The 23868-nt window shown below is 73.7% G+C and carries 19 protein-coding genes; 10 read left to right on the forward strand and 9 right to left on the reverse strand.

Features of this window, described 5'->3' with window-relative positions:
* Nucleotides 1–2: 2 nt before the first annotated feature.
* The 3 genes from ACFCLZ_RS37110 to ACFCLZ_RS37120 form a co-directional block, all read right to left on the reverse strand.
* Nucleotides 3–1754 carry a trypsin-like serine protease gene (locus tag ACFCLZ_RS37110; RefSeq protein WP_380282319.1) on the reverse strand — a complete coding sequence of 584 codons (1752 nt, stop codon included), beginning with the start codon at nucleotides 1752–1754 and terminating at the stop codon, nucleotides 3–5.
* Nucleotides 1755–2027: 273 nt separating this feature from the next.
* Nucleotides 2028–5078 (reverse strand): amino acid adenylation domain-containing protein, encoded by a 3051-nt coding sequence (locus tag ACFCLZ_RS37115; protein ID WP_380282320.1) that lies wholly within the window; start codon nucleotides 5076–5078, stop codon nucleotides 2028–2030.
* Nucleotides 5079–5267: 189 nt separating this feature from the next.
* Nucleotides 5268–5579, reverse strand: a complete 312-nt coding sequence (locus tag ACFCLZ_RS37120) for a hypothetical protein (protein ID WP_380282321.1) — start codon at nucleotides 5577–5579, stop codon at nucleotides 5268–5270.
* A gap of 372 nt (nucleotides 5580–5951) precedes the next feature.
* Between ACFCLZ_RS37120 and ACFCLZ_RS37125 the strand changes: the two genes are divergently transcribed.
* The 7 genes from ACFCLZ_RS37125 to ACFCLZ_RS37155 all read left to right on the forward strand — a co-directional run bounded on the left by ACFCLZ_RS37125 (nucleotide 5952) and on the right by ACFCLZ_RS37155 (nucleotide 14802).
* Nucleotides 5952–7184, forward strand: a complete 1233-nt coding sequence (locus ACFCLZ_RS37125; protein ID WP_380282322.1) for a GNAT family N-acetyltransferase — start codon at nucleotides 5952–5954, stop codon at nucleotides 7182–7184.
* Between the two features lie 138 nt (nucleotides 7185–7322).
* A complete protein-coding gene (locus tag ACFCLZ_RS37130) occupies nucleotides 7323–8558 on the forward strand; it encodes a DegT/DnrJ/EryC1/StrS family aminotransferase (protein ID WP_380282323.1) in 1236 nt (411 codons plus the stop codon).
* Nucleotides 8555–9985, forward strand: a complete 1431-nt coding sequence (locus tag ACFCLZ_RS37135) for an NAD(P)/FAD-dependent oxidoreductase (RefSeq protein WP_380282324.1) — start codon at nucleotides 8555–8557, stop codon at nucleotides 9983–9985. Before ACFCLZ_RS37130 ends, ACFCLZ_RS37135 begins: the two co-directional genes overlap by 4 nt.
* Nucleotides 9982–11412, forward strand: coding sequence for an aspartate aminotransferase family protein (locus ACFCLZ_RS37140; protein ID WP_380282325.1), 1431 nt, complete (start codon nucleotides 9982–9984; stop codon nucleotides 11410–11412). Before ACFCLZ_RS37135 ends, ACFCLZ_RS37140 begins: the two co-directional genes overlap by 4 nt.
* The gene (locus ACFCLZ_RS37145) at nucleotides 11409–11798 is read left to right on the forward strand and encodes a hypothetical protein (protein ID WP_380282326.1); all 390 of its coding nucleotides are present in this window, start codon (nucleotides 11409–11411) and stop codon (nucleotides 11796–11798) included. Before ACFCLZ_RS37140 ends, ACFCLZ_RS37145 begins: the two co-directional genes overlap by 4 nt.
* Nucleotides 11795–13258 (forward strand): FAD-dependent oxidoreductase, encoded by a 1464-nt coding sequence (locus ACFCLZ_RS37150; RefSeq protein WP_380282327.1) that lies wholly within the window; start codon nucleotides 11795–11797, stop codon nucleotides 13256–13258. The genes ACFCLZ_RS37145 and ACFCLZ_RS37150 overlap by 4 nt, the downstream gene beginning before the upstream one ends.
* Before the next feature lie 14 nt (nucleotides 13259–13272).
* Nucleotides 13273–14802, forward strand: coding sequence for a GMC oxidoreductase (locus tag ACFCLZ_RS37155; protein WP_380282328.1), 1530 nt, complete (start codon nucleotides 13273–13275; stop codon nucleotides 14800–14802).
* 3 nt (nucleotides 14803–14805) lie between these two features.
* On the opposite strand, the gene ACFCLZ_RS37160 is transcribed toward ACFCLZ_RS37155, so the two are convergent.
* The 4 genes from ACFCLZ_RS37160 to ACFCLZ_RS37175 all read right to left on the reverse strand — a co-directional run bounded on the left by ACFCLZ_RS37160 (nucleotide 14806) and on the right by ACFCLZ_RS37175 (nucleotide 19025).
* Nucleotides 14806–15768: an ROK family protein gene (locus ACFCLZ_RS37160; protein ID WP_380282329.1), complete on the reverse strand. Its 963-nt coding sequence runs from the start codon at nucleotides 15766–15768 to the stop codon at nucleotides 14806–14808.
* The gene (locus tag ACFCLZ_RS37165; RefSeq protein WP_380282330.1) at nucleotides 15765–16286 is read right to left on the reverse strand and encodes a pyridoxamine 5'-phosphate oxidase family protein; all 522 of its coding nucleotides are present in this window, start codon (nucleotides 16284–16286) and stop codon (nucleotides 15765–15767) included. Before ACFCLZ_RS37165 ends, ACFCLZ_RS37160 begins: the two co-directional genes overlap by 4 nt.
* A 104-nt stretch (nucleotides 16287–16390) precedes the next feature.
* Nucleotides 16391–17710, reverse strand: coding sequence for a hypothetical protein (locus ACFCLZ_RS37170; protein ID WP_380282331.1), 1320 nt, complete (start codon nucleotides 17708–17710; stop codon nucleotides 16391–16393).
* Between the two features lie 10 nt (nucleotides 17711–17720).
* Complete coding sequence (locus ACFCLZ_RS37175; protein ID WP_380282332.1) at nucleotides 17721–19025, reverse strand: hypothetical protein; 1305 nt, start codon at nucleotides 19023–19025, stop codon at nucleotides 17721–17723.
* A gap of 274 nt (nucleotides 19026–19299) precedes the next feature.
* Here ACFCLZ_RS37175 and ACFCLZ_RS37180 point away from each other — a divergent pair, with 274 nt between their 5' ends.
* From ACFCLZ_RS37180 to ACFCLZ_RS37190, 3 genes are all read left to right on the forward strand, one after another.
* Nucleotides 19300–20949: a carbohydrate binding domain-containing protein gene (locus ACFCLZ_RS37180; RefSeq protein WP_380282333.1), complete on the forward strand. Its 1650-nt coding sequence runs from the start codon at nucleotides 19300–19302 to the stop codon at nucleotides 20947–20949.
* A 122-nt stretch (nucleotides 20950–21071) separates the two neighbouring features.
* Nucleotides 21072–21899 carry a poly-gamma-glutamate hydrolase family protein gene (locus ACFCLZ_RS37185; protein WP_380282334.1) on the forward strand — a complete coding sequence of 276 codons (828 nt, stop codon included), beginning with the start codon at nucleotides 21072–21074 and terminating at the stop codon, nucleotides 21897–21899.
* Nucleotides 21900–22190: 291 nt separating this feature from the next.
* Nucleotides 22191–22574 carry a hypothetical protein gene (locus ACFCLZ_RS37190; protein WP_380282335.1) on the forward strand — a complete coding sequence of 128 codons (384 nt, stop codon included), beginning with the start codon at nucleotides 22191–22193 and terminating at the stop codon, nucleotides 22572–22574.
* Nucleotides 22575–22660: 86 nt separating this feature from the next.
* Here ACFCLZ_RS37190 and ACFCLZ_RS37195 read toward each other — a convergent pair whose 3' ends face one another.
* Complete coding sequence (locus ACFCLZ_RS37195) at nucleotides 22661–23050, reverse strand: hypothetical protein (protein ID WP_380282336.1); 390 nt, start codon at nucleotides 23048–23050, stop codon at nucleotides 22661–22663.
* Nucleotides 23051–23242: 192 nt separating this feature from the next.
* A complete protein-coding gene (locus tag ACFCLZ_RS37200) occupies nucleotides 23243–23818 on the reverse strand; it encodes a cysteine hydrolase (protein ID WP_380282337.1) in 576 nt (191 codons plus the stop codon).
* Nucleotides 23819–23868 lie beyond the last annotated feature (50 nt).

Raw genomic sequence — 23868 nt, forward strand, 5'->3', positions numbered from 1 at the left:
GGTCAGCGGGGCTCGCCCCACGGGACGGTGGCGAGGTCGCCGTTGTCCGTGCGGAGCTGGAACTGGCCGATGGAGGGGCGCCAGATGCCGATGTTGTCGGGTCCGGTGCCGTCCCAGTTGCCCGCGACCGGGACGTCCCCGTTCTCGCCCCACGAGGTGGTCCGGAGGCTGCCGTCGTCCATGCGGAGGTGGAACTGGCCGACGGAGGGGCGCCAGATGCCGATGTTGTCGGGTCCGGTGCCGTCCCAGTTGCCGGCGACCGGGATGTCCCCGGCCTCGCCCCAGCCGATCCTGACGAGGTCGCCGTTGTCCATGCGGAGGTGGAACTCGCCGGTGGAGGGGCGCCAGATGCCGATGTTGTCGGGTCCGGTGCCGTCCCAGTTGCCCGCGACCGGGATGTCCCCGGCCTCGCCCCAGCCGATCCTGACGAGGTCGCCGTTGTCCATGCGGAGCTGGAACTCGCCGGTGGAGGGGCGCCAGATGCCGATGTTGTCGGGCCCGGTGCCGTCCCAGTTGCCCGCGACCGGGACGTCCCCGTTCTCGCCCCACGGGACGGTGGTGAGGTCGCCGTTGTCCGTGCGGAGGTGGAAGTCGCCGGTGGTGGCCCGCCAGATGCCGACGTTGTCGGGTCCGGTGCCGTCCCAGTTGCCCGAGACCGGGATGTCAGCGTGGACCGGGCTGATGGAGAGCTGCTTGACCCAGCCGCCGAGGTCGTCGGTGCGCGAACTCCGGGTTCCGGTGGCGGTCGCGGTGCTGTCGAGGCAGCCGCTCTGGCCCACGGCGGTGACGACCGCGGCGAGTTCGGTCCGGCCGTTCACCGTCCGGAGGAACGGCGCGCCGGCGTCGCCCTTGCAGAGCGGCGCGGCGTCGGCGGCCGGAAGGGTGTCGAAGCCGGTGGTGGTGGTGGCGCCGACGCCATGGGTGGCGGTGTGGGGCGCGCCGGGGTTCCAGTCGGTGGCGGTGCGGCCGTAGCCGACCGCCTGGAGGTTCTCGCTCCCGGTGGGCGCGGTGGTCGCCAGGGCGATCGGGGCCACGCCGATGACGGACTTGGCCAGCCGGGCCATCACCAGGTCGCGGTCGGCGCGCGGCGCCAGCTCGATGATCCCGGCGCTCTGACCGGCGATCGTGACCGTGCTCTTGACCGGGGGCTTGCCGGCGGCCACGGACGCCGGGTTGTCGGCGAAGCAGTCGGCGGCGGTCACGACCCACTGCGGGTCGACGAGCGTGGCGGTGCAGCCGCGGGAGTCGGCGCGGCCGGCCTGGCCGACGGTGAGCGTGCCGACCGCCGGGCGGTCGGTGGTGCCGGCCGGGCCCGCCGGCCCGTCGGTGGCGGTGAGTTCGAGCAGGGTGGTGGCGTCGCCGGTGCTCTCGCCGACGGGCGTCCAGTCGTTCTTGTTGACGTCGAGGGCGGTGACGGAACCCGCGGTGTTCAGCGTCGCCTTGAGCGTGTGGCTGTCGCCGCGGATGTTGTAGACCTTGGGGATCTCCAGCGCCAGATAGCCGGTCGGCCCGGTGATCCTGAAGCAGACGTGGCTGGGCGTCGCCGACCGGCTGTACAGCTCCACCAGGCCCGGCCCCGACGCGCAGTCGGCGAGCCGGATGTGCCCGTCGCCCGTCTTCACGACGATGTTCCGGTCCGCGAGGACCTGGGCGGCTCCGGGGTAGGCGAAGTCCTCCACCGCCGCCGACACCGCCGTCCCGCCCGTGGCGGACGCCGGTACCGATCCGATCACCACGGGTATCGCCAGAACCACGCCGAAAGGCAGGGCCAGTCTTCGAACCGTACGCACAAGGACTCCCGAAGCGGACATGGCAAGGGAGGGCGGCAGGGCCCCCCGAGCCTGTGAGCGAATTTGATCGTGCCGAAACTATCGGCCGCCATCCGCCCACGTCAAAGGCTTCGGGGCTACAGGGAAGAGAACTTGATCGATCGTCAGCGAGGAACTTCCGAACAGATCTGTCCAGATCGAGTCATCTGAGCACCAATGCGTACGGGAGGGGTGAAGAACGGACATCGGTCATCCCGGTCAGCCCCGGTGGGTGGCGTGGTGGGCGACGTAGCGGTGCAGGCCGTCGCGGTTGGACGGGAGGGTCCGGGCGTCGGCGAGGGCGGCGAGCCGGGTGGCCCGGGTGGTGCTGAAGCGGGCGGCGGCGTCCTCGAAGGCCATCGGCGCGCGGTCGGGGCGGGTCGTCGGCACCGGGAGCAGGGCCAGTGCCCCGGCGAGCCGCCGGTCGTCGGACTCGGCGGCCGCGGCTTGCTGGACGGCCTGCCAGAAGTCCCGGTACTCGACCTTGCGCAGGCCGAAGGCGGATCCGAAGGCGCCGAGCAGGTCGTCGAGCGGCAGCGGGCCGGGGCGCAGCAGGTGGAAGTAGCCGGGCCGGCGGTGGTTCACGGCGGCGACCAGCAGCCGCCCGACGTGGTCGACGGGGGTGTAGTCGGTGCTCAGGTCGCTGGTGAAGTAGGCGCCGACCCGCAGGCAGGCCTGGATGAGCAGCTCGACCCGGGAGCCGGGGTTGGGGATTCCGGTGCCGGTGGCCGGCATGACCTCGCCGAGCCGGTGCACCGCGACCGTCATCCCGCGGTCGGCGGCGAGCTGGACCAGCTGTTCGGCGACCCACTTGGACTGCCCGTAGCCGCTGTCGGGCGTGCGGCCGGCGGGGACCGCGCGCTCGGGGACCGGGACGTCGCCCGCCGGCCCCGCCGGGCAGGCGGCGAGGGTGGAGACGAAGTGCACCATCGCCGGCCGGCCGGTGGCGGCGAGCCGGAGCAGTTCGACGGTGCCGGTCACGTTGGCGCGGCGGTGGGCGCGGTAGCCGCGCACCAGGTTGACCATGGCCCCGGCGTGCACCACGGTGTCGACCTGCTCGGCCAGCCGGCGGTGGTCGGCCGGGGCGAGTCCGAGCCCGGGGCCGCCCAGATCGCCGGGGACGGCGTGGATCCGGTGGGCGGTCCGGTCGGACCACAGCCGGTACCGGTGCAGGGCGTCCGCCACGCGCCGGCGGGCCTGGTCCGGGTTGTCGGCCCGGACCAGGCAGTGGACGGTGGCGTCGGTCCGCTCCAGCAGGTCGTGCAGCAGTTGGGCGCCGACGAAGCCGGTCGCGCCGGTGAGCAGCAGGTGCCGCGGCGGTCCGGACGGCGGGGTGCCGGTCGGCCGGATGTCGGCGGGCAGGGTCAGGTCGGTGGCGGACGCCGCGGCGGCGGCCGGGGCGGCGGGCAGGGCGCGGCCGCCGTCGAGCGCGGCGGCCTGGAGCGCGATGGTCGGCGCGTGGAGGATGTCCCGGATCGAGAGCGGGGTGTCGAAGCGGGCCGACACCGCGAGGGCGAGCCGCTGGGCGCGCAGCGAGTCGCCGCCGCTGTCGAAGAAGTCGGCGTCGGGACTGGTGACGGGTTCCGGCAGCAGGGCGTTCCACAGCTCGGCGAGGATGCGCTCGGTGCTGCTCCCGGCGGTGGTCCAGCCGTTCGCCTCCCTCGGCGCGGGCGCCTTCAGGAGTTCCGCGAGGGCTCTGCGGTCGGTCTTGCCGTTGGCGTTCACCGGGACGGCGTCGAGCCTGATGAACCGCTTCGGGATCAGCTCCGCCGGCAGCAGCGCCCGGATGTGCGACCTGAGCAGGTCCTTCGTCAGCCCGCCCCGCAGGGTGACGAAGGCGGCCAGGTGCTGCCCGCCGCCGTGGTCGCTGACCAGGACCTTGGCCTCGCGCACCGAGGGGTGCGAGGCGATCGCGTGCTCGATCTCGGAGAGCTCCACCCGTACGCCGCCGATCTTCACCTGCTGGTCGCGCCGGCCGTCGAAGAAGAGCAGCCCGTCCGGGCCGTGGTGGCCGAGGTCGCCGGTGCGGTACATCCGCTTCCCGGGCAGCTCGGGGAAGGGGTTCTCGACGAAGGCCAGCGCGGTGCGGTCGGGATCGCCGAGGTAGCCGGTGCCCAGGCACGCGCCGCCGATGCAGATCTCGCCGATCTCCCCGGCGGGGGCCGGTTCGCCGTGCTCGTCGAGCACGATCGCCCAGGTGTTGTCGATCGGCCGGCCGATCGGCACGGGGGAGCGGTCCTGCGGCGCCACCTCGTGGAAGACGGAGCCGATCGAGGCCTCGGTGGGGCCGTAGGTGTTGGTCACCCGCAGGTGCGGGAGGAACCGGCGCAGGGCGCGCACGCTCTTTGGGGCGATCTCCTCGCCGCCGACCAGCAGCATCCGCAGGCTTGCCAGGTCGTCCGCCAACTCGGGCCGGGATTCCAGGAGTTCGACGAGCGCGGTGAGAATGGTGGGCACGAAGTCGGTCATCGTGACGCGGTGGCGCCCGATGACCTCGACGGTGGCGGTGAGGTCGAGGATGTCGTGCGCGCGGGGGATGACGACCCGGCTGCCGCAGGTGAGCGGCCAGAGCAGCTGCCACAGGGAGGAGTCGAAGGTGTGCCGGCTGTTCTGCAGCACCACGTTCCGCGGGGACGCGTCGAACCGGCGGCCCATGGCGAGCAGCCGGTTCGCCAGGCCGCTGTGCAGGTTGAGGGCGCACTTGGGGGTTCCGGTGGAGCCCGAGGTGTAGAAGCCGTAGGCGAGTTCCTCCGGCCGGGGCGGTGAGGGCGGCGAGGGCGGTGAGGGAGGTGAGGGCGGCGGTCCGGCGGCCGGCTCCGCGTCGTCCTCGCCGGACACCGGCCCGACGGCGAGTGCCGGGGCGGACCAGCCGTCCGGGTCGGCGCCGGGGGAGAGCAGGACGGCGGCGGGGCCGCACGCGTCGACCATGGCGCGCAGGCGCGGGCCGGGCCACTGCGCGTCCAGCGGGACGAACACCGCGGCGGAGCGCATCACGGCCAGCATGGCGACCAGCAGTTCGGGCCCGCCGGCCATCACCAGCGGGACGAAGTCCCCCCGGCGCACCCCGGCACGGGCCAGCCGGGCGGCCAGGGCCTCGGCCCGGCGCAGGAGTCCGCGGTACGTCAGGGTGCCGCCGGAGTGCTCGACCGCGACGGCGTCGGGGGTGCGGGCGGCCGCGGCCTCGATGAGGCTCCAGGCGGTGACGTCCGGGTGGTGGGGGACGGTGTCGCCGCAGAACTGGCCCAGTTTCCGCTCGGTCGGGGCTCGCATGGATCTCCCTTGGTTGCTGAACGAGGACGGGGCGGAGACGGGGACGGAGACGGAGACGGGGACAGGGACGGGGACAGGGACGGGACAGCGGCCGGAACGGACGCGACCGGGCCGGCCCGCGGCCGCAGCAGGTGCGGCCACCGGCCGGCCCGGGAGCGGATCGGAACCTCAGGGGGACTGCGGCGGCCCTCAGACCTCGGTCGCCACCCAGCTGATGTACCAGTCGTGGCTCACGGCGTACTCGACCGGCAGCGGACGGCCGTCCTGCCAGCGGACGTAGATCCGGAAGCCCTTCGACGTCGGGGTGTAGATGGTGTTTCCGCCGGTCGTCGTCCACATCGAGTCGCGGCCGCAGAGGTTGGCGGTGTAGACCGGCGTCTCGCTGAAGTTGCCGGCGGAGGTGTCGACGTCGATGTAGATGCCGGTGCCGTTGTCCTCCTCGACGTGCTGCTGCCAGGCGTCGACGGGGGTGTTGCCGGCGATGAACCGGGGGTTGGACATACCTGTCTCCTCGCTGTGGGTCAGAGAAACGGGCAGGGGGGTGGATCAGAATGGATCGCTGGCGTACCAGGGATCATCCACCGCAGCCGAGTCTGAGTGAATCTTTCATTGATCACAAGGGCACTGAATGCGAATCATCAAATTCCGGTTGAGAATATTGATCGCCTTCTCAGCTGGTGGACACGCGGGTTTTGCGCGGTTCTTGACGTCGCGCAGTTCGATCGTGCTATACCTGTGGCTTCTGACGTGGTCCGGTCATCGGACACTCGTGTGCGCTGGTCCACCTGTCTCTGGAAACGCGCCGTCTCATATGCCGGACCGTCATGATCGGAATTCCGGAAATCTTTAGAACGTGAGGAGAGTGTGATCAGCATGCCCGAATTCTCTGCCGTTCCGGAGCTGTCCGCCGCAGATTCCTGGGAGGATATTGCTCCGGTCGCGGAGCTGGCGTACGGGGGTTACGGGCACACTGCGGACTACCACGCTTCGGCGGCCTCGATCTTCGAACCCAAGCGTTCGCTGGTCGCCCGGATCGGCGGCCGCACCTGCGGGACCTGCGCCGTCTACTCCTTGCAGATGACCCTGCCGGGCGGCCCCCGGGCGGTCGCCGGCCTCGGCTACGTGACCGTGGCGCCCGAGTACCGGCGGCGTGGCGTGATGCGCGCCATGGTGCTCCGCGTCCTGCACACCCTGCACGAGACCGGGGCCGAGCCGGTGGCGGCCCTCAACACCACCGAGGCCGGCATCTACGGCCGCCTCGGGTTCGGCCTCGCCAGCCAGGCCGCCAAGGTGCGGATCCCCCGGCACGCCCGGGACCTGCGCGAAACGGCCGGCGGTGACCGGACGATCCGGATCGGCGTACCGGAGGAGTACACCGCCGCGCTCGCCGCCGTCTACGCGCAGTGCGTCGGCGAGCGCCCCGGGATGCTGCGCCGGGACGCGGCCTGGGCCGCCCGGGCCGTGCTGGACCTGCCCGACCACCGGGGCGGGGCCGGCCGGCTGCTCTGCATGGTGGCCGAGGACGACGGGGAGCCGTCCGGCTACGCCCTCTACCGACTGACCGCGGCCTGGGAGGACTCGGTGCCGCGTTACGAGGTGTCGGTGCGCGAGCTGTTCGCCCGTGACCCCGCCTCCGGCGCGGCGCTGTGGCGCGCCCTGCTGGACGTCGACCTCGCCGGCAGCGTGGTCGCCGACCGGCCGGTGGACGACCCGGTGCTGGCCCTGCTCACCGACCCCCGCAGCGCGGCGCCCGTCCTGCGCGACCAGCTCCACGTGCGTATCGTGGACGTGGACCGGGCGCTGGAGCAGCGCGGCTACGCAGCCGAGACCGACCTCGTCCTCGACGTCACCGATCCGCTCTGTCCCTGGAACGAGCGGCGGTTGCGGCTGCGCACCGGTCCCGAGGGCGGAGAGTGCCGGCCCACCACCGCCCCGGCGGACCTGGAGCTGACGGCCCGGGAGCTGGGCGCCCTGCACCTCGGTGGAACCTCCCTGGTGCAGCTCGCCCGGGCGGGCCTGGTGCGCGAGCTGCGCCCGGGAGCGGTCCGGGCCGCCGCCACGGCGTTCCGCCACGACCCGGCGCCGTTCTGTCCCATCGTCTTCTGACGCCGGAGCGCCACCGTCTTCCGACACCGGAGCGCCGCGCACGACCGGCACCGACCGCCGCGCCCGACGGTCCCCCGACGTTCCCCGACGTTTCCCGACGGTCCCCGACATCCGACCGACCACCGACCTAGGAGCATCATGCCCGGTCCCGGCTACGCGCACTTCGGCGCCGAGGAGCGCCGCAACCTCCTCGAAGTCGTCGACTCCTGGCTCGCCACCTCCGACGCGCACTCCCGCCCACCCGGCGTGGACGCCCAGGTCCGCGGCCTGGAGCGGGAGTTGTCCGCACGCTTCGACAGCCCGTACTGCCTGGCCGTCAACAGCGGCACCTCCGCGCTGCTGGCCGCGCTCGCCGCGCTCGGCATCGGCCCGGGCGACGAGGTCATCGTGCCCGGCTACCTCTACACCGCCTCCGTCTCGGCCGTCGTCTTCGCGGGCGCCACCCCGGTGTTCGCCGAGATCGACGAGTCGCTGACCCTCGACCCGGCCGACGTCCTTTCCCGGATCACCCCGCGCACCAGGGCCGTCATGCCCATCCACATGCTCGGCGCGCCCTGTGACCTGGCGGCGCTCGGACAGATCGCCGACGACCACGGGCTGTTCCTGCTGGAGGACGCCGCCCAGGCCTGCGGCGCCACCTACCGGGGCCGTCCGGTCGGCACCTTCGGGCAGGCCGGGGCGTTCTCCACCAACATCTTCAAGGTGATCACCGGCGGCGACGGCGGTTTCCTGCTCACCCCGGACGAGCACCTCTTCCAGCGGGCGTACTCCTTCCACCACCACGGCTGGTTCCCCTACGGGCAGGAGACCGGGGACGGGGACCTGCTCTTCGGCCTCAACCTGCGGATGAACGAGTTCACCGCGGCCGTCGCCCGCGCCCAACTCGCCCGCCTGAACGCCATCCTGGACCACAACCGGACACTCGCCCGGGCACTGTCCGCCGCGATCCCGGCCCGCGACGGCCTGCGCCCGCGCCTGCTGCACGACGCCGACGGCGACTGCGCGACCCTGCTGGTGTACCTCTTCGACGACGCCGCGAGCGCCGACGCGGTGGCCAAGGAGCTCGGCACCCGCACACTGCTCCACTCGCCCAAGCACTACTACGGCGGCCTGCCCGAACTCACCGCCCTGATGGCCGGCGACGCCCGCCCGAGCCCCTTCCGCCGCCCGCCCGACCGCACCCGGCACGACTACCGGGCCGGCGCGCTGCCGCGGACCGACGACGTGCTCGCCCGCTCGCTCGCCCTGACCATCGGGCTCACCGACACCTACCTCGGCGCCGACTTCGGCCTGACCGCGCGCAGCGGCCCGGCCGACGTCGACGCCGTCGCCGCGCGGTTCCGCGCCGCCGTGACCGGAGTGCTGGGCCGGTGAGCACCGCCGACCCCACCGGCCGCGCCGGTCCTCCGGACGAGGCCGGTCCCGAGCCCGACGCCGACGTGATCGTGGTCGGCGCCGGCTTCACCGGGCTGGCCGCCGCGCACGAACTCGCCCTGGCCGGCCTGCGCTGCCGGGTCGTCGAGGCGGCCGACCGGATCGGCGGCCTGGCCGCCACCTTCCCGGTCGGGGACCGGCAGCTGGAGCGGTTCTACCACCACTGGTTCGACTCCGACCGCGAGATCTTCCGGCTCTGCGGGGAACTCGGCTGCGAGGACCTGATCGAACGCCATCCCACCAGCACCGGCGTCTACCACGCCAACGCGGTGTACCGCCTCTCCAGCCCGCTCGACGTGCTCCGCTTCGCCCCGCTCCCCCCGGCCGACCGGATGCGGCTCGGACTGTCGGCCGTACGGGCCGGCCGGGTGCGGCACTGGCGGGAGCTGGAGTCGCTGACCGCCGAGCAGTGGCTCGTCCAGCTGGGCGGGCGGCGGGCCTTCGAGGTCGTCTGGCGCCCGCTGCTGGAAGGCAAGTTCGGCACCTACGCGCCCGAGGTCGGCGCGACCTGGATGTGGACCAAACTGCACCTGCGGGGCGGCAGCCGCTCCCGTGCGGGACGCGAGGTGCTGCACTACCTGCGCGGCGGCTCCGGCATCCTGCTGGAGGCCTGGCGCGAACGGCTCCAGCACCTGGGCGTGGAATTGCACACCGACAGCCCGGTCCGCTCCGTCCTGGTCGGCGAGCGGGGTGTGACCGGAGTCCGGACGCGGGAGGGCACCCTGCGCGCCCGCCGGGTCCTGGTGACCACCGCCCCCGGACTGCTCGCCGACATGCTCGACGCAGCCGTCGGCGCCCACCCCGCGCTCCCGGGGCTGGTGCGCAGGCTGCGTTCCGTGCCCTACCTGGCCAACCTGTGCCTGGTCCTGGAGAACCGCCGGGCCCTGTCCGACACCTACTGGCTCAACGTCACCGATCCGGCGTTCCCCTACGTCGGCGTCATCGAGCACACCAACCTCGACACGCCGGAGCACTACGGCGGGCGGCACCTCGTCTACCTGTCGAAGTACCTCCCGGTCGACGCCGAGCTGTACCGGATGAGCGACGAGGAGGTCTATCGGCACAGCCTGCCCCACCTGCGCCGGATGTTCCCGGGGTTCCAGGAGGACTGGGTGCACCGCTACCACGTCTGGCGGGCGGAGCACGCCCAGCCGGTGATCACCCCCGACTACTCCCGGCGCGTCCCCGAGGTCGAATGCGCCGTGCCCGGCCTCTACATGTCGAGCATGGCGCAGGTCTTCCCCGAGGACCGTGGCACCAACTACGCCGTGCGGCACGGCCGGAGTGCCGGACGGCTCATCGCGGACCGGATCCGCACCCGCGCGCACGCGGGGCTCCGCGCGGCAGCGACCGAGGAGGCGCAATGAACGACCTGCTGGACATCGAGGCCGCCGAAGAACTGACGAGTCATCAAATACAGGATCTCTACCGGAATTTCGTCAGCCGCAGCCAGGTCTCCCTGGTCGGGGCCTTCGGCTTCGGACGCGACCTGGTCGAGAGCGCCGAGGGCTGCTGGATCACCCTGCGCGACGGCCGGCGCATCCTCGACTTCACGGGCGGGATCGGCGTCCTCAACCACGGCCACAACCACCCGAGGATCCTCGCCGCCCGCCGGCGCTTCGCCGAGCGGGGCCGGATGGAGGTCCACAAGAACTACCTCTCGCCCTACGTCGCGGCCCTCAGCCACAACCTCGCCCGGCTGCTCCCCGGCGACCTCGACATCAGCTACTTCCCCAACTCCGGTGCGGAGGCCGTCGAAGGCGCCGTCAAACTCGCCTACAAGTACCACGCCGGCCGCCGCGGCACCGTCCTGCACACCGACATCTCCTTCCACGGCAAACTGCTCGGCGCGGGCAGCCTCACCGCCTCGCCCGAACTCCACTTCGACTACCCGAGGATCCCCGGCACCGACTACTTCGGCTACGACGACCTCGACTCCTTCGCCCTCGCGCTGGACCGGCACCAGGGGATCGACGGCGCCAGCGACGTCTACGCCGTCGTCCTGGAACCGCTCAGCGCCTCCAGCCTGCGCGAGTGCTCGGGGCACTTCCTGCGCGAGGTCCGCCGGCTGTGCACCGAACGGGACATCGTGCTGATCTTCGACGAGGTCTACACCGGCTGGGGCCGCACCGGCGCGCTGTTCCACTTCATGCACCACCCCGGGCTGCTCCCCGACGTCGTGACGATGTCCAAGTCCTTCGGCGGCGGCAAGGCCTCCATCGCCGGATACGTGGCCCGCGAACCCGTCTTCCGCCGCGCCTACGACACCCTCCAGGACGCCACCCTGCACAGCACCACCTACTACGGCTTCGGCGAGGAGACCGCCACCGCGCTGGAGGCCGTCGCCGTCGCCGTCGAGGACGACTACCCGGGGCGCGCCCGCAAACTCGGCGCCGTCCTGGAGACGGGCCTGCGGGACATCGCCGTCCGGCACCCCGCCCTGGTCGCCTCGACCGCCGGGTGCGGCGCCCTGCACGGCGTCTTCCTCAAGGCCGGACCGGCCTCGCTCGACCGCGTGCTGCCGCTGCTCCCGGCAGCACTCGGACGTGACCCCCGGCTCCGGACCAAACTGATCACCGGCGCGGTGATCGCCGCCCTCTACCGCGACCACGGCGTACTCACCTTCTTCGGCTCCAACCACGGCCTGCCGCTGATCGTGGCCCCGCCGCTGGTCGCCGAGGAACCCGAGGCGCAGACCTTCCTGCGGGCGCTCGACGAGGTGCTCGGACAGGGCGCGGTGCGCCTGCTCGGGAGGCTGGCCAAGGAACTGGCCACCGGGCGGTTCCGCTCATGACCGTCGACCTCCTGCTGCGGATCTGGTCGCTGCGCTACCCCGCCCTCGGCGGGGCGAACGCCCACGCGGCGGCCCGCGCCCACGTCCTGGACAGCCTCGCCCGGACCGCCCCGCACTACCGCGCCGGCCTGCTCGTGGCACTGCGGCTGGTGCCGCCCGCGCTCCTGCTGCTGACGGGCCGCCGCCCGGCCACCGCCCCGCCGTCCGCCCTGCTCGGCGGGCTCCGGCGGGTGGAGCGGCTGCCCCTGCTCGGCCGGGCGGTGCGCACGGCGGAGACGCTCGCGCTGTACAGCGGACTCGACGCCGCCGGGGCCGACGCCGCGGACGACCGGGCCCGGCGCAACGCCCCGGCGTCGTGGACCACCGGCCGGGCGGTCCCCCGATGAGCCGCGCACCGCACCCGATCGACTGCGACGCCCTGGTGATCGGCTCCGGCGCCGGCGGCAGCGTCGCCGCCCTCGGCCTCGCCCGGGCCGGCCGCGAGACCGTCGTCCTCGAAGAGGGCCCCAGGGTGACCACGGCCGAGCTCGCGGCCTCCTCGCCCGCGCAGAACCTCCGGCGCCTCTACCGCCACGCCGCCCTGGCCCCCATCCACGGCCGGCCCGTCATCGCCTTCGGGGAGGGCAGCTGCGTCGGCGGCACCACCGTCGTCAACGGCGGCCTGCTCTGGGAACCGCCCGCCGCACTGCTCGACCGCTGGGCCGACCGGGCCGGCACCGACGGCTACCGCCGCACCGACCTCGACGGCCACCTGCGCGAGATCACCCGCCGCCTCGGCGTGGCCGCCCAGCAACCCGGCGACGGCAACCGCGATTCCCGCCTGCTCGCCGAAGGCGCCGAACGGCTCGGCTGGCACTGGGCCCCGGCCCGCCGCGCCGCGCCCGGCTGCTCGCACGCCAACCGCTGCCCGACCGGCTGTCCCTCCGGCGCCAAACAGAGCATGCTGCTCAGCTACCTGCCCGCCGCCGAACGCCACGGCGCACGCATCCTGCCCCGGACCCGGGTGCTGAAGCTGAGCCACCGAGGGCCGAACGTCACCGAGGTCCACGCCGTGGGCCCCGACGGCGAACCGGTCACCTACCGCCCGCGCACCGTGGTGCTCGCCGCCGGGCCGGTCGGCAGCCCGGCCCTGCTCCAGCGCAGCGGCATCCACCGCCGCGAGGCCGGCCGGCGCACCGCCTTCCACGTCAACCTGAAGGTCGTCGCCCGCTTCCGCGAACCCGTGCAGGCCACCCGCGGCACCATCTTCACCGCCCAGCTCCAGCACTTCCAGGACGAGGGCCTGCTGGTGATGCCCGCCAACCTGAGCCCCGGCGCCCTCGCGGCCGCCCTGGCCGGCCACGACCCGGACACCGTCAACACCCTGCTGGCGGAGCTGGACCGGGTCGCCCTGTTCACCGCCCAGGTCCGGGTGGAGGGAGGGTTCGCCGTCACCGCCCTGCCCGGAGGCCTGACACTGCTGCGCCACCGGATCACCGCCGCCGACGGCCGGCTGCTGCGCTCCGCGCTCCACCGCACCGCCCGCCTGCTCCTGGCCGCCGGCGCCACCGAGGTCCACCCGCCCTTCCCGGGCCCGCCGGTTCGCTCGGAGGCCGAGGCCCGCCGGTGCGCCGAAGGCGGCAGCCTCGCGCACTGGCCGCTGGTCTCCGTGCACGCCATGGCCTCCTGTCCGATGGGCGCACCGGCCCGCGGCGGACTCTGCGACCCCGTCGGACGGCCGTACGGATTCGACAACCTCCACCTCTGCGACGCCTCGGTCCTCCCGGGCGCGACCGGCATCAGCCCGCAGGGCACCGTGATGGCCTTCGCCCACGAGATCACCGAACGGCTGCTGCAGACCACCTGACGGGAGAGCACCGTATGACGTTCGACCTGGCACCGCACCGGCTCCCTGGCGTGATCGAGCCGGACGGACCCGAGGTGAGCTGCGATCTCGCGATCCTCGGGTCCGGCATGGGCGGAGCCACCCTCGCCTACGCGCTGCGCTCCTCCGGCGCGCGGATCCTCGTCGTCGAACGCGGCGACTTCCTCCCGCGCGAGCACCAGAACTGGTCCCCGGAAGCCGTCTTCGTCCAGGGCCGCTACCGCAACGGCGACCAGTGGCACGACGCGCAGGGACAGCCCTTCCACCCCGGCGTGCACTACTACGTCGGCGGCAACACCAAGGTCTACGGCGCCACCCTCCCGCGCTTTCGCGAGACCGACTTCGGCCCGGTCGCCCACGCCGAGGGCGACTCGCCCGCCTGGCCGATCGGCTACGCCGACCTGGAGCCCCACTACGGCCGGGCCGAGGACCTCTACCGGGTGCACGGCATCCGCGGCGAGGACCCCACCGACCCCTGGCGCTCCACCGACTTCCCCCACCCGGCCGTCGAGCACGAGGGCGCCGTCGCCGACCTCGCCGACCGCCTGCGCGGCCAGGGCCTGAGCCCCTTCCACCTGCCGACCGGCATCGACCTGCGCGAGGGCGGCGACTGCGTGCGCTGCGGCACCTGCGACAGCTTCCCCTGCCTGCTCGGCGCCAAGAGCGACGCCGACGTCCGCGCGCTGCGCCCCGCCCTGGCCGCCGGCACCGTCCGGCTGCTGACCCGCACCCTGGTCGGCCGGCTGCACACCGACGCCACCGGGCGCCGGGTGACGCACGCCGTGGCGACCCGGGACGGGAAGGCGCTGACGATCCGGGCCGAGCGCTTCGTCGTCGCCTGCGGGGCCGTCAACACCGCGGCGCTGCTGCTGCGTTCGGGCCTCGCCAACGGGTCCGGCCGGGTCGGCCGCAACTACATGGTGCACAACAGCACCTTCCTGGTGGCCGCCGACCCCGCCCGCCGCAACCAGGCGGTCTTCCAGAAGACCCTCGGCCTCAACGACTGGTACCTCGCCAAGGGGCGCCGCGCACCGCTGGGCAACGTCCAGATGCTGGGCAAGCTCCAGGAGCCGATGGTGCGCGCGGCCCGCCCGAACGTGCCCGCCTCGGTCCGGCGGTTCGTCACCCGCCGCAGCCTCGACCTCTACCTGACCAGCGAGGACCTGCCGACCCAGGACAACCGCGTCGCCCTGGACGCGGCCGGGCGGATCACCGTGCACTGGAAGCCCAACAACCTCGGCGCCCACGCCGAGCTGGTCCGGCGCACCACCCGCTCGCTGCGCGCGGCCGGGTACCCGCTGGTGATGACCCGGCGGATGGGCATCGAGACCAACTCCCACCAGTGCGGCACGGCCGTGATGGGCACCGACCCGGCCACCAGCGTGGTCGACCCGGCCGGACGCACCCACGAGCACGACAACCTCTGGGTCGCGGACGCCTCGGTCTTCTGCTCCTCGGCGGCGGTCAACCCGGCGCTGACCGTCGCCGCCAACGCCTTCCGGATCGCCGGGGGAGTGCTGGTCTGATCCCTAACCCTGTTGGCCCGCGGCCGAGTTCAGCAGGTCGCGGGCCAGCAGCCCGGCGCCCAGGCAGCCGGCCTCGTACGCCAGCTCGGCCGGCCGGACCTCCGGCATCACCTGGAAGGCCAGCCGGGCGGCCAACTGCTCCCGCAGCGGGGCGAACAGCAGCTCGCCCGCGCCCGCCAGCCCGCCGCCCAGCACGATCGCGGACGGGTCGAACAGGGTGACGGCGGCGGCCAGCGACTCGGCCAGCACCTCGACCACCTCGGACCACACCCGCACCGCGTCCGGATCGCCCTTGCGCGCCAGCGCGGCCACCCCGGCGGCGTCGGCCGGACCGCCGGCCCCGGTCAGCGCGCGGTAGTGCCGCAGCACCGCCGGTCCGCCCACGATCGTGGAGACGCAGCCGCGTTGCCCGCACCCGCACGGCTCGCCGCCCGGCCGCACCACCAGGTGCCCGAGTTCGCCGGCCTGCCAGTGCGCGCCGCCGAACGGCCGTCCGCCGATCATCACGGCGGCGCCGACGCCGGTGCCGATCGGCACGAAGAGGAACACCTCGTGCCCGCGCCCGGCACCGAGCCGGGCCTCGGCGATCCCGCCGGCCCGCACGTCGTGCCCGAGCGCGACCGGCACCCCCGCGCGCTCGGCCACCAGCCGGCGCAGCGGCACGTCCCGCCAGCCGAAGGCGGCCGAGAACACGGCGAGGCCCGCCCGCTCGTCGACGATCCCGCAGCTGGCCACGCCGACCGCCCGGACCGGCGTGCCGCGCGCCGAGGCCGCGGCCTGCGACTCGGAGACGACGTCCAGCAGGCTCGCCACCACGGCCTCGGGCCCACGCCGGCCACCGGTGGGCCGGTGGGTGACGGTCAGGGTCGTGCCGTCCGGACCGAACAGGGCGGCCTTGACGACGGTGCCGCCCAGGTCCACGCCGAGGACGACACCGCCGTCCGCCGGAGTCGTTCGAGGACTCACTCGGCGAGCTGCTTGGTGCTGAACGGGATGACGACGCGGTGGTTGACCTCGTCGCCGTGGACCGGGTGGCCGTCGGGGGAGAGCATCGAGTAGGCGGTGACCCGCGCGCGGTAGATCCGGATCGGGGAGTCCCCGGCGAAGTCCTGCGACGGGCGCGAGCGCCGGGCCCGCGTCGCCTCGTCCGGGTAGCGCCGCCGGTAATAGAGCTCGCAGCCCTCGGCCAGCGCCTCGCCCTCCAGCACCTCGGCCCGCGCCAGCGCGTAGAGGGCGTCGCCGCCCCCGCCGGCCGGGTTGGAGTCGTAGAACACGAGCGAGACCACCGGGTTGGCGGCGATGTTCCGCGAGTGGAGGGTGTCCAGCCCCGACTGCCAGTAGAACCGGTCGTCGTCGTCCCAGGCGTGGGCCACGGGGGCCACCCACGGGACGGCCTGCGGGGACGCGGTGCCGAGGGTCAGGTAGCGGGTGGAGCGGAGGAGCTCGCGGGCGGAGGTGCAGAGTTCGTCGTCCGAGCTGGGCATGAGTGCCTCCGGTTCGGTGTCGGTTTCTCCCACCGGGCGTCCTGCGGCCGGGCGCCGGGACGCCGGTTCTTCGCGTCCTCCACTGTACCGACCTCGGGCGACGGTCAGTAGAGGGCCGCGCCGCCGGGTGCGGGAAGCGCGCTGAGGACGGTCTGCAGGGCGCCGCCGCGGGCGACGTTGACGACGGCGCTCCGGTTGACTCGGCTGAAGTAGCCGAGGACGGTGCGGTCGAGGACGGCGACGCACAGGTCCCGGGTGAGGCCGCCGACGGTGGCGGGGGAGACGCGTTCCTGGACCAGCCAGCCCCGGTGGCGCGGGGAGGCCACCAGTGCGGCCCATTGCCCCGGGCTGTGCTCGCAGCCGATGCGCACGGTGTTGCCGAAGTACCCGTAGGGGGCCTTGAGGACCAGTCGGCTCCGCTCGGCGACCGCCTGCTCGACGCTGATGCCGTCGCCGAGCTTGCGGCTCAGGGGCACGATGGTCCGCAGGACCGCGCGCTGCTCGGGCGGGAACAGGTGCGCGAAGCGGGGATCGGACAGGACCGCCAGGCAGAGCTTGTTCTCCGCCACCCAGCGCTGGGCGAGGACGTTGGGGATGACCAGTTCGCCGTCGGTCACCGCCGCGCAGAACCGGTCCCAGCTCTGAACGGGGCGCGGGTCGGCCGGGATGTGCTTGAGGTAGCCCAGCCGGGCGCCGTCCCCGGGCGTGTAGCCGGACGGCAGGCGCATGACCGTCGTGCGGCCGCCGCGCCGGAGCCGCTCGGCGATCAGGTGCCGGTCGTGGTTCCGGCCCATGGTGTGGAAGAGCCCGACATGCCGGGTCTGCTCCTCGGCCAGGCCACGGGCCCGGCCGTGGTCGACCAGCCAGTCGGGGAACCAGTTCTCGTCCTCGAAGCGGCCGGCCGGCACCTGCCACTCGTCGAGGAGCGCGCCGATCCCGGACGTCCGGCGCCAGAGCCGGGCGACGGTGCCGGCCCCGATCACGCCCCCGGGGCTGCTGGCGTTGAACTCCAGGACCCGTACGGTGCCCAACCGGTCGCCGAAGAGGTCCAGTCGGCAGAAGTCCACGGTCAGGGACTCCGGGTGCGGATGGCGCACGATCCAGCGGTGCATGACCGGCGGCACGTCCAGGAAGTCCTGCAGCAGGGGGCTTGCGGGATAGGCGCGTACGATCCGCTGGAGGCAGTCCACGGCGGTGAGGACGCGGTGGTGCAGGACCGGCTCGGCCGCCGGGTTCAGCACGCCGATGGCCGGCAGCACCGGGAAGGGCACGGACGGCGGGGCGGCCGGCCGGACGATCTCCTCCTCCACGCCCCGGCGGACCTCGGCGTGGGCTCTCAGCAGGGCCCCGTGCAGGCGGTGCGGGGCCGCGCCCGCGACGGCGGCCAGATCGCGGTCCGGGTCGATGAGCGGCAGGTCGTCCACGGGTCCGTCCTCAGAGGTAGAGCGGGTGGAGGCGGCCGGAGCGGGCGACGTTGAGCCGCGCCTCGTGGCCGGTGCGGACGAAGGCGGAGGCCAGCCGGCCGTTGACGGCGCCCACGGCGAGGTCGTGCTGGACGGGGGGTCCGTCGGGCCCGCCGCGCAGCCGGGGGCCGGAAAGGTACTCCTGGACCAGCCAGCCCCCGGCGGCGGCGAGGCCGACCGCCTCCGCCCAGGCGGTGTCACCGGTCTCCGGGCCGACCACCACGCCGCGGCCGTTGGCGTCCAACGGGCTCTTGAGGACGTACCGTTCGCGCTCGCGGGTGATCCGGCGCACGGTCGGGCCGTCGCACAGGGCGAGGTTGCGCGACCACGGGACGGCGGGCTGGACGCGCCGGTGGTCGTCGGGGTCGAAGAGGTCGGCGAAGCGGGGGTCGGAGAGGACGGCGAGGCAGAGCTTGTTGTCGCCGATGACGCGGGCGCGCAGGCCGTTCTGCACGAACAGCGCGCGTTCGCGCACGGCCCGCAGGTACGGGCCCAGGTCGCCGGCCAGCAGCTGGAGGTCCCGCATGCCGATCTTGGCGTAGGCGTGCCGGACGGGCTCGCCGTCCAGGGTGGCGGCGCCGTCCGCCGCGGTGCGCAGCTCGCGCGGGTCGGCGTGCAGGACGCGGACGCCGAGTGCGCCGAGGCCGTCCTGGTAGGACCGGACGGCGTTGCGGTCGGCGCGGTGCGGGTACAGGAGCGCCACGCTGACCGGCCGTCGGCCGGTGTGCCGCTCGGCGAGGTCGAGCAGCCACCGGCCGGTCCACGTGGCGTCGTCGGCGGGCAGCGGCCGGGGCAGGTCGATCCCGTGCCGGGTGAGCAGCGGCCGCCAGGCGGCCCGGGCCCGGCCGACCACGGCCAGTCCGCCCGGGCCGTTGGCGTTGGTCTCCAACACCCCCCAGCGGCCGTCGGGTTGGGGCAGCAGGTCGAGCCGCAGCAGGTGCACCCGGGTGTCGTGGGCGGCCGCGGCCTGGGCGCGCAGCGGCTCCGGGAGGGTGAGCACCCGGCGCAGCCGCGGGTCGTGCTCCCAGGCGGCCACGACGGCCTCGATCATGCGGTGGTAGGCGGCGACGAACGCCTCCAACTCCTCGCGCAGGCCGGGCCGCAGGCGCAGCGGGAGCCCCAGTGGCCGTGCCTTGCGCACGGCCGGGTCGCCCACCGTGTGCGCGTCGGCCAGCGCCCGTCCCTCCGTCGTCCCGGCGACGGCCGCGACCTGACGGGTGAACGTCTCGTCCAGTCCTGACCAGCCTTCACCGTCGGCGTCGTTGTCATCGGTCATGAGCACGAACCCGCCCCTCAACTGGTGGAACGCCCGGACGGCGGACCGAGAGTAGTGATACCGCTACTGCGCCCAGGCTAGGCATTGGTCCAGACCTATTGACGGGCCTTGCCGTCGCTCCTACGATCCGGACCGGCACATCCCCACATGTCCCCACCTCACGCAGAGCCGGGCGTCACCCCCACAGTGACGGTCATGTCCATGACGCCCGGCGGGAAGCGAGCACAGCATGTTCCGTCGGAGGTCGCGTACCCCACAGCCGCAGCGGGCGGTCGTGGAACGCGCAACGCAGGTGCCCCGGATCAGCGGCGCCCAGCCCGGATCGACCGCCTTGAAGCGCTCCCTCGCCGTGGTGAGCGCCGCCGCGGTCATCGGCGCCGGCCTCGCCGTGGCGAGCACCGTCACCGCCGGCGCCGCCACCCCCAACCTGGTGTCCAACCCCGGTTTCGAGAGCGGACTCTCCGACTGGACCTGTTCCGGGGGCTCCGGCGCGGCCGTCGGCAGCCCGGTCCACTCCGGCACCTCGGCGCTCCAGGCCACGCCGACCGGCCTGGACAACGCCCAGTGCACCCAGACCATCAGCGTGCAGCCCAACTCCCAGTACACGCTGAGCGCCTACGTCCAGGGCAGCTACATCTACCTGGGCGCCACCGGCACCGGCCTCAGCGGTACGACGTCCACCTGGACGGCGAGCAGCGCGTCGTACAACCAACTGAGCGTCAACTTCTCCACCGGGGCGACCACCACCTCGGTGACCGTCTTCCTGCACGGCTGGTACGGGCAGCCCGCGTTCTACGCGGACGACGTGACGCTGGCCGGCCCCGGCGGCACCACCACGCCTCCCACCACGCCGCCCACCACCCCGCCGACGACGCCTCCCACGACGCCGCCGACCACCCCGCCGACCACCCCGCCGACCACGCCGCCCACCACCCCGCCCACGACGCCGCCGACCACCCCGCCGGGCTCCACCTGCCCGACGAAGCCCAAGCCCGCAGGCAAGGTGATCCAGGGCTACTGGGAGAACTGGGACGGCGCCTCCAACGGCGTGCACCCCGGCATGGGCTGGACCCCCATCACGGACAGCCGGATGGCCGCGCACGGCTACAACGTCATCAACGCCGCCTTCCCGGTGATCCTCTCGGACGGCACCGTCCTCTGGGAGGACGGCATGGACGCCAACGTCAAGGTCTCCACCCCCGCCGAGATGTGCCAGGCCAAGGCGGCCGGCGCGACGATCCTGATGTCGATCGGCGGCGCCGCCGCGGGCATCGACCTGAGCTCCAGCACCGTCGCCGACAAGTTCGTGGCGACCGTCGTCCCGATCCTGAAGAAGTACAACTTCGACGGCATCGACATCGACATCGAGACCGGCCTGTCCGGCAGCGGCAACATCAACACGCTGTCCGCCTCCCAGGCCAACCTGATCCGCATCATCGACGGCGTGCTCGCCCAGATGCCGGCCGGCTTCGGCCTGACCATGGCCCCCGAGACCGCGTACGTCACCGGCGGCAGCGTCAACTACGGCTCGATCTGGGGCTCCTACCTGCCGATCATCAAGAAGTACGTCGACAACGGCCGGCTGTGGTGGCTGAACATGCAGTACTACAACGGCAGCATGTACGGCTGCTCCGGCGACTCCTACCAGGCCGGCACCGTGCAGGGCTTCACCGCGCAGACCACCTGCCTGAACAACGGCCTGACCATCCAGGGCACCACCATCAAGGTGCCCTACGACAAGCAGGTGCCCGGCCTGCCGGCCCAGCCCGGTGCCGGTGGCGGCTACATGGCGCCGAGCCTGGTCAGCCAGTCGTGGAACGCCTTCAGCGGCCAGCTGAAGGGGTTCATGACCTGGTCGATCAACTGGGACGGCTCGAAGGGCTGGTCCTTCGGCGACAACGTCAAGGCCCTCCAGGGCCGTTGATGCCTCATTGAGGTGACCGACGCGTGCAGCAGGGCCCCGGGAACGCCGACCGCGTTCCCGGGGCCCTGTCGTTCGGTCGTCCTTGTGGGAACCCGACCCCTCTGTCATGATCATGGCCCGTGATGAACCGTCGCTCGCTGATCGCCGCGCTCGCCGCCGCTCCGGCCCTCGCCGCCCTGGACGCCGCCCTGTTCGGCTCCCCGGCCCTGGCCGCCGACCTCTACGCGTCGAACGCGGCGCTCTACTTCGACCCGGCGCTGGTCGAGGGCGTGGACTACGGACGCCGCTCCCGCCGCCACCTGGTCGACGACCAGAACCCGGCCGCCCGGGCGGGACTGGTCCGCACCACCGTCATCGCGCCGCACGGCGGCGGGATCGAGGGCGGCACCTCCGAGCTGTGCCTGGCCGTCGCCGGCTACCACCCGGCCGACCTCGCCCCGGTCCCGGCCGCCGGGCCGGTGCACGACTTCTGGATGTTCGAGGGCCTGCGCCCGTCCAACAACAGCGCCCTGCACGTCACCTCGACGCACTGCGACGACACCGTCGCCCGCGCGATGTGCGCCGGAAGCCTCAACGTGCTCTCGCTGCACGGCTGTACCGCCGCCCAGGCCGGTCTGGAGGCCGGCGCCCGGGCGGTACTGGTCGGCGGGCTCGACCCCGCCTTCCGCCAGTACCTGATGGAGGAGTTCGCGACGGCCGGCATCCGCGCGGTGACGGCCTCCGGCGAGGAGGAGATCGCCGGGATCTCGCCGGACAACATCTGCAACCGCAGCCTGCTCGGCAAGGGCGCCCAGTTGGAGATGACCACCGAGCTGCGCGCCGCGATGTTCGCCGACGGCAAGAACACCCGCGCCGACCGGGCCGCCAACACCCTGCCGCTCTTCTGGAGCTTCGTGGGCGCCGCCCGCACCGCGATCCAGCGCCTGGAGGCGACGCAGCCGGTGCTCTGACGCCGCGGGCGCGCGGTGGGGGTGCGGTGGAGGAAAGGCGTTCCCGGTGCTGGTCGACGAGTAGGCGCCGGCGGGTCCGCTCCGCCCGGAGCCGTGGACCCCTGACGGGGAGGCAGATTCGCGGCCGGTTCCCTGAATCTCTACAGTCCTGTAGATTTCGACTGGTGGCGGGGGGTGGTGCGGGCCCGACCGAGCCGCCTTCGGGTGCTCGGCCGGTGGCCGTCCCGCAGGTGGATCCGGTGGACCGGATCCCGGCCGCCGGCCGTACCGTCAGAGTCGACAGGAGTAGCAGTGAGCCCGCGTGTGATCGCGAAGGTCGCCCCCGTCCTCGTACTGGTCGGGCTGGTGCTGGGCGCGCCCGGCGTCGCCCAGGCCGTGCCCGCCGCCACCCGGGCCGCCGTGGCGGTCGAGGCGGCGGCCCGAGCCGTACCGGCCGCCCCGGCCGCAGGGCCCGTGGACGCCGTACGGCCGGCGGCCGACCGCGCCGCCCACCCCGGTTCCCCCGCGGGCTCGCTGGCGTCCGGCGAGAAGAAGGAGAAGAAGGGCGGCTTCTTCAAGAAGCTCGGCATCGCCGCCCTGGTCATCGTCCTGCTGATCGTGCTGTTCTTCATCGGGCTCGTGGTGGCGATCGTGTTCGCCGTCCGCCGGATATTCCGCCGCCGCCGCGAGGCGTGATCCGAGGCGTGATCCGGCCTCCGGGCAGGGCGGGGTCCGGCCCCGCCCTGCCCGGTCGGCGTCAGGTCCGCGCGTCCGGTCCGCGGTCAGGCGCCCTCGATGTCCGAGATGAGCTTGGTGCTCAGGTCGCTCTGGACCGCCAGCCGGGTGTGGCCGGCGTTCGGGCCGGTGCCCCAGGTGAGGGTGACCGTGGTGAACAGGTGGCCGGCGCCGGAGTCGTGGTAGCGCACCGACCAGGCCGTGGGGACGTCCTGGGCGCGCAGCACGCCGTCGGCGTGGTTGGCCTCCTCCCAGGCGGCGAGGCGCCGGCGGAAGTCCTCGGTGAGGTAGTGGGCGCGGAGGTGCTCGCCCAGGTCGTCGGTGCCGTCGGAGACGGCGTCGATGTAGGCGCCGTAGAAGTCGGCCACCCGGTCGACGGCGGAGTCGGGGCTCCCGCCGCGGACCGGGTCGGACACTGCGCTCTGGCTGTCGGTCATGGATCCTTCTCCGCATCGGCGTGGTCCGATCCCCGCCCTGGATCGTGCGCGGACGGGACGTCCCCGACCTGCCCCGCCCGCCGATGGACGACACACCGCCCCGCCACCGCTCACCCGATCGAGCGAGCGCTGCCCCCGGCGGTCACGCCGGTCCGACGGGGCGCCAGCCGGACCGTCCGCCTACGGGGCGGGTCAGGGGCGGCGGAGGAGGAGGTCGGGCAGGGCGGCGGTGGCGGTGAGGTGGGCGCGGGTGGGGAGGACGCGGCGCAGGAGGAGGTCGTGGGCCTCGGTGTCCGGGTCGGCGACGGCGTCGGAGAGGACGTGGAGCCGGTAGTCGCGGTCGGCCGCGTCGACGACGGTGGACAGGACCGCGCCACTGGTGCTGATGCCGGCGACGACCAGCGTGGTGACGCCGCGCTCGCGCAGCCGCCGGTCGAGGTCGGTGGTGGACAGGGCGCCGAAGCGGGTCTTGCGCGCGAGGAGGTCGCCGGCCCGGGGAGCGAGGCGCTCGTGGACGGCGGTGGCGGGGTCCTCGTGGTGCAGGACGCGATGGCGGGCCAGCGGGGCGAAGGCCGTGTTCCCGGCCGGGACGGCGTCCCAGTCCGCCTCGGTGAAGCCGGTGCGGACGTGGGCGACGGTGCCGTCGGCGGCGCGGACGTCGGCGACCGCCCGCTCCAGCCGGCCGAGCAGGGCGTCGCGCTCCCCGGCGTCGGGCAGCGCGGCCAGGATCGCGGGCTGGAGGTCCAGGAGGAGCAGGGCGAGGCTCATGTGCGTGTTCTCCTTGCTGCGGGGTGGCAGGTGCGGGGTGGCAGGTGCGG

The sequence above is a fragment of the Kitasatospora purpeofusca genome (assembly GCF_042691725.1).
GTDB classification, from domain to species: domain Bacteria; phylum Actinomycetota; class Actinomycetes; order Streptomycetales; family Streptomycetaceae; genus Kitasatospora; species Kitasatospora purpeofusca_B.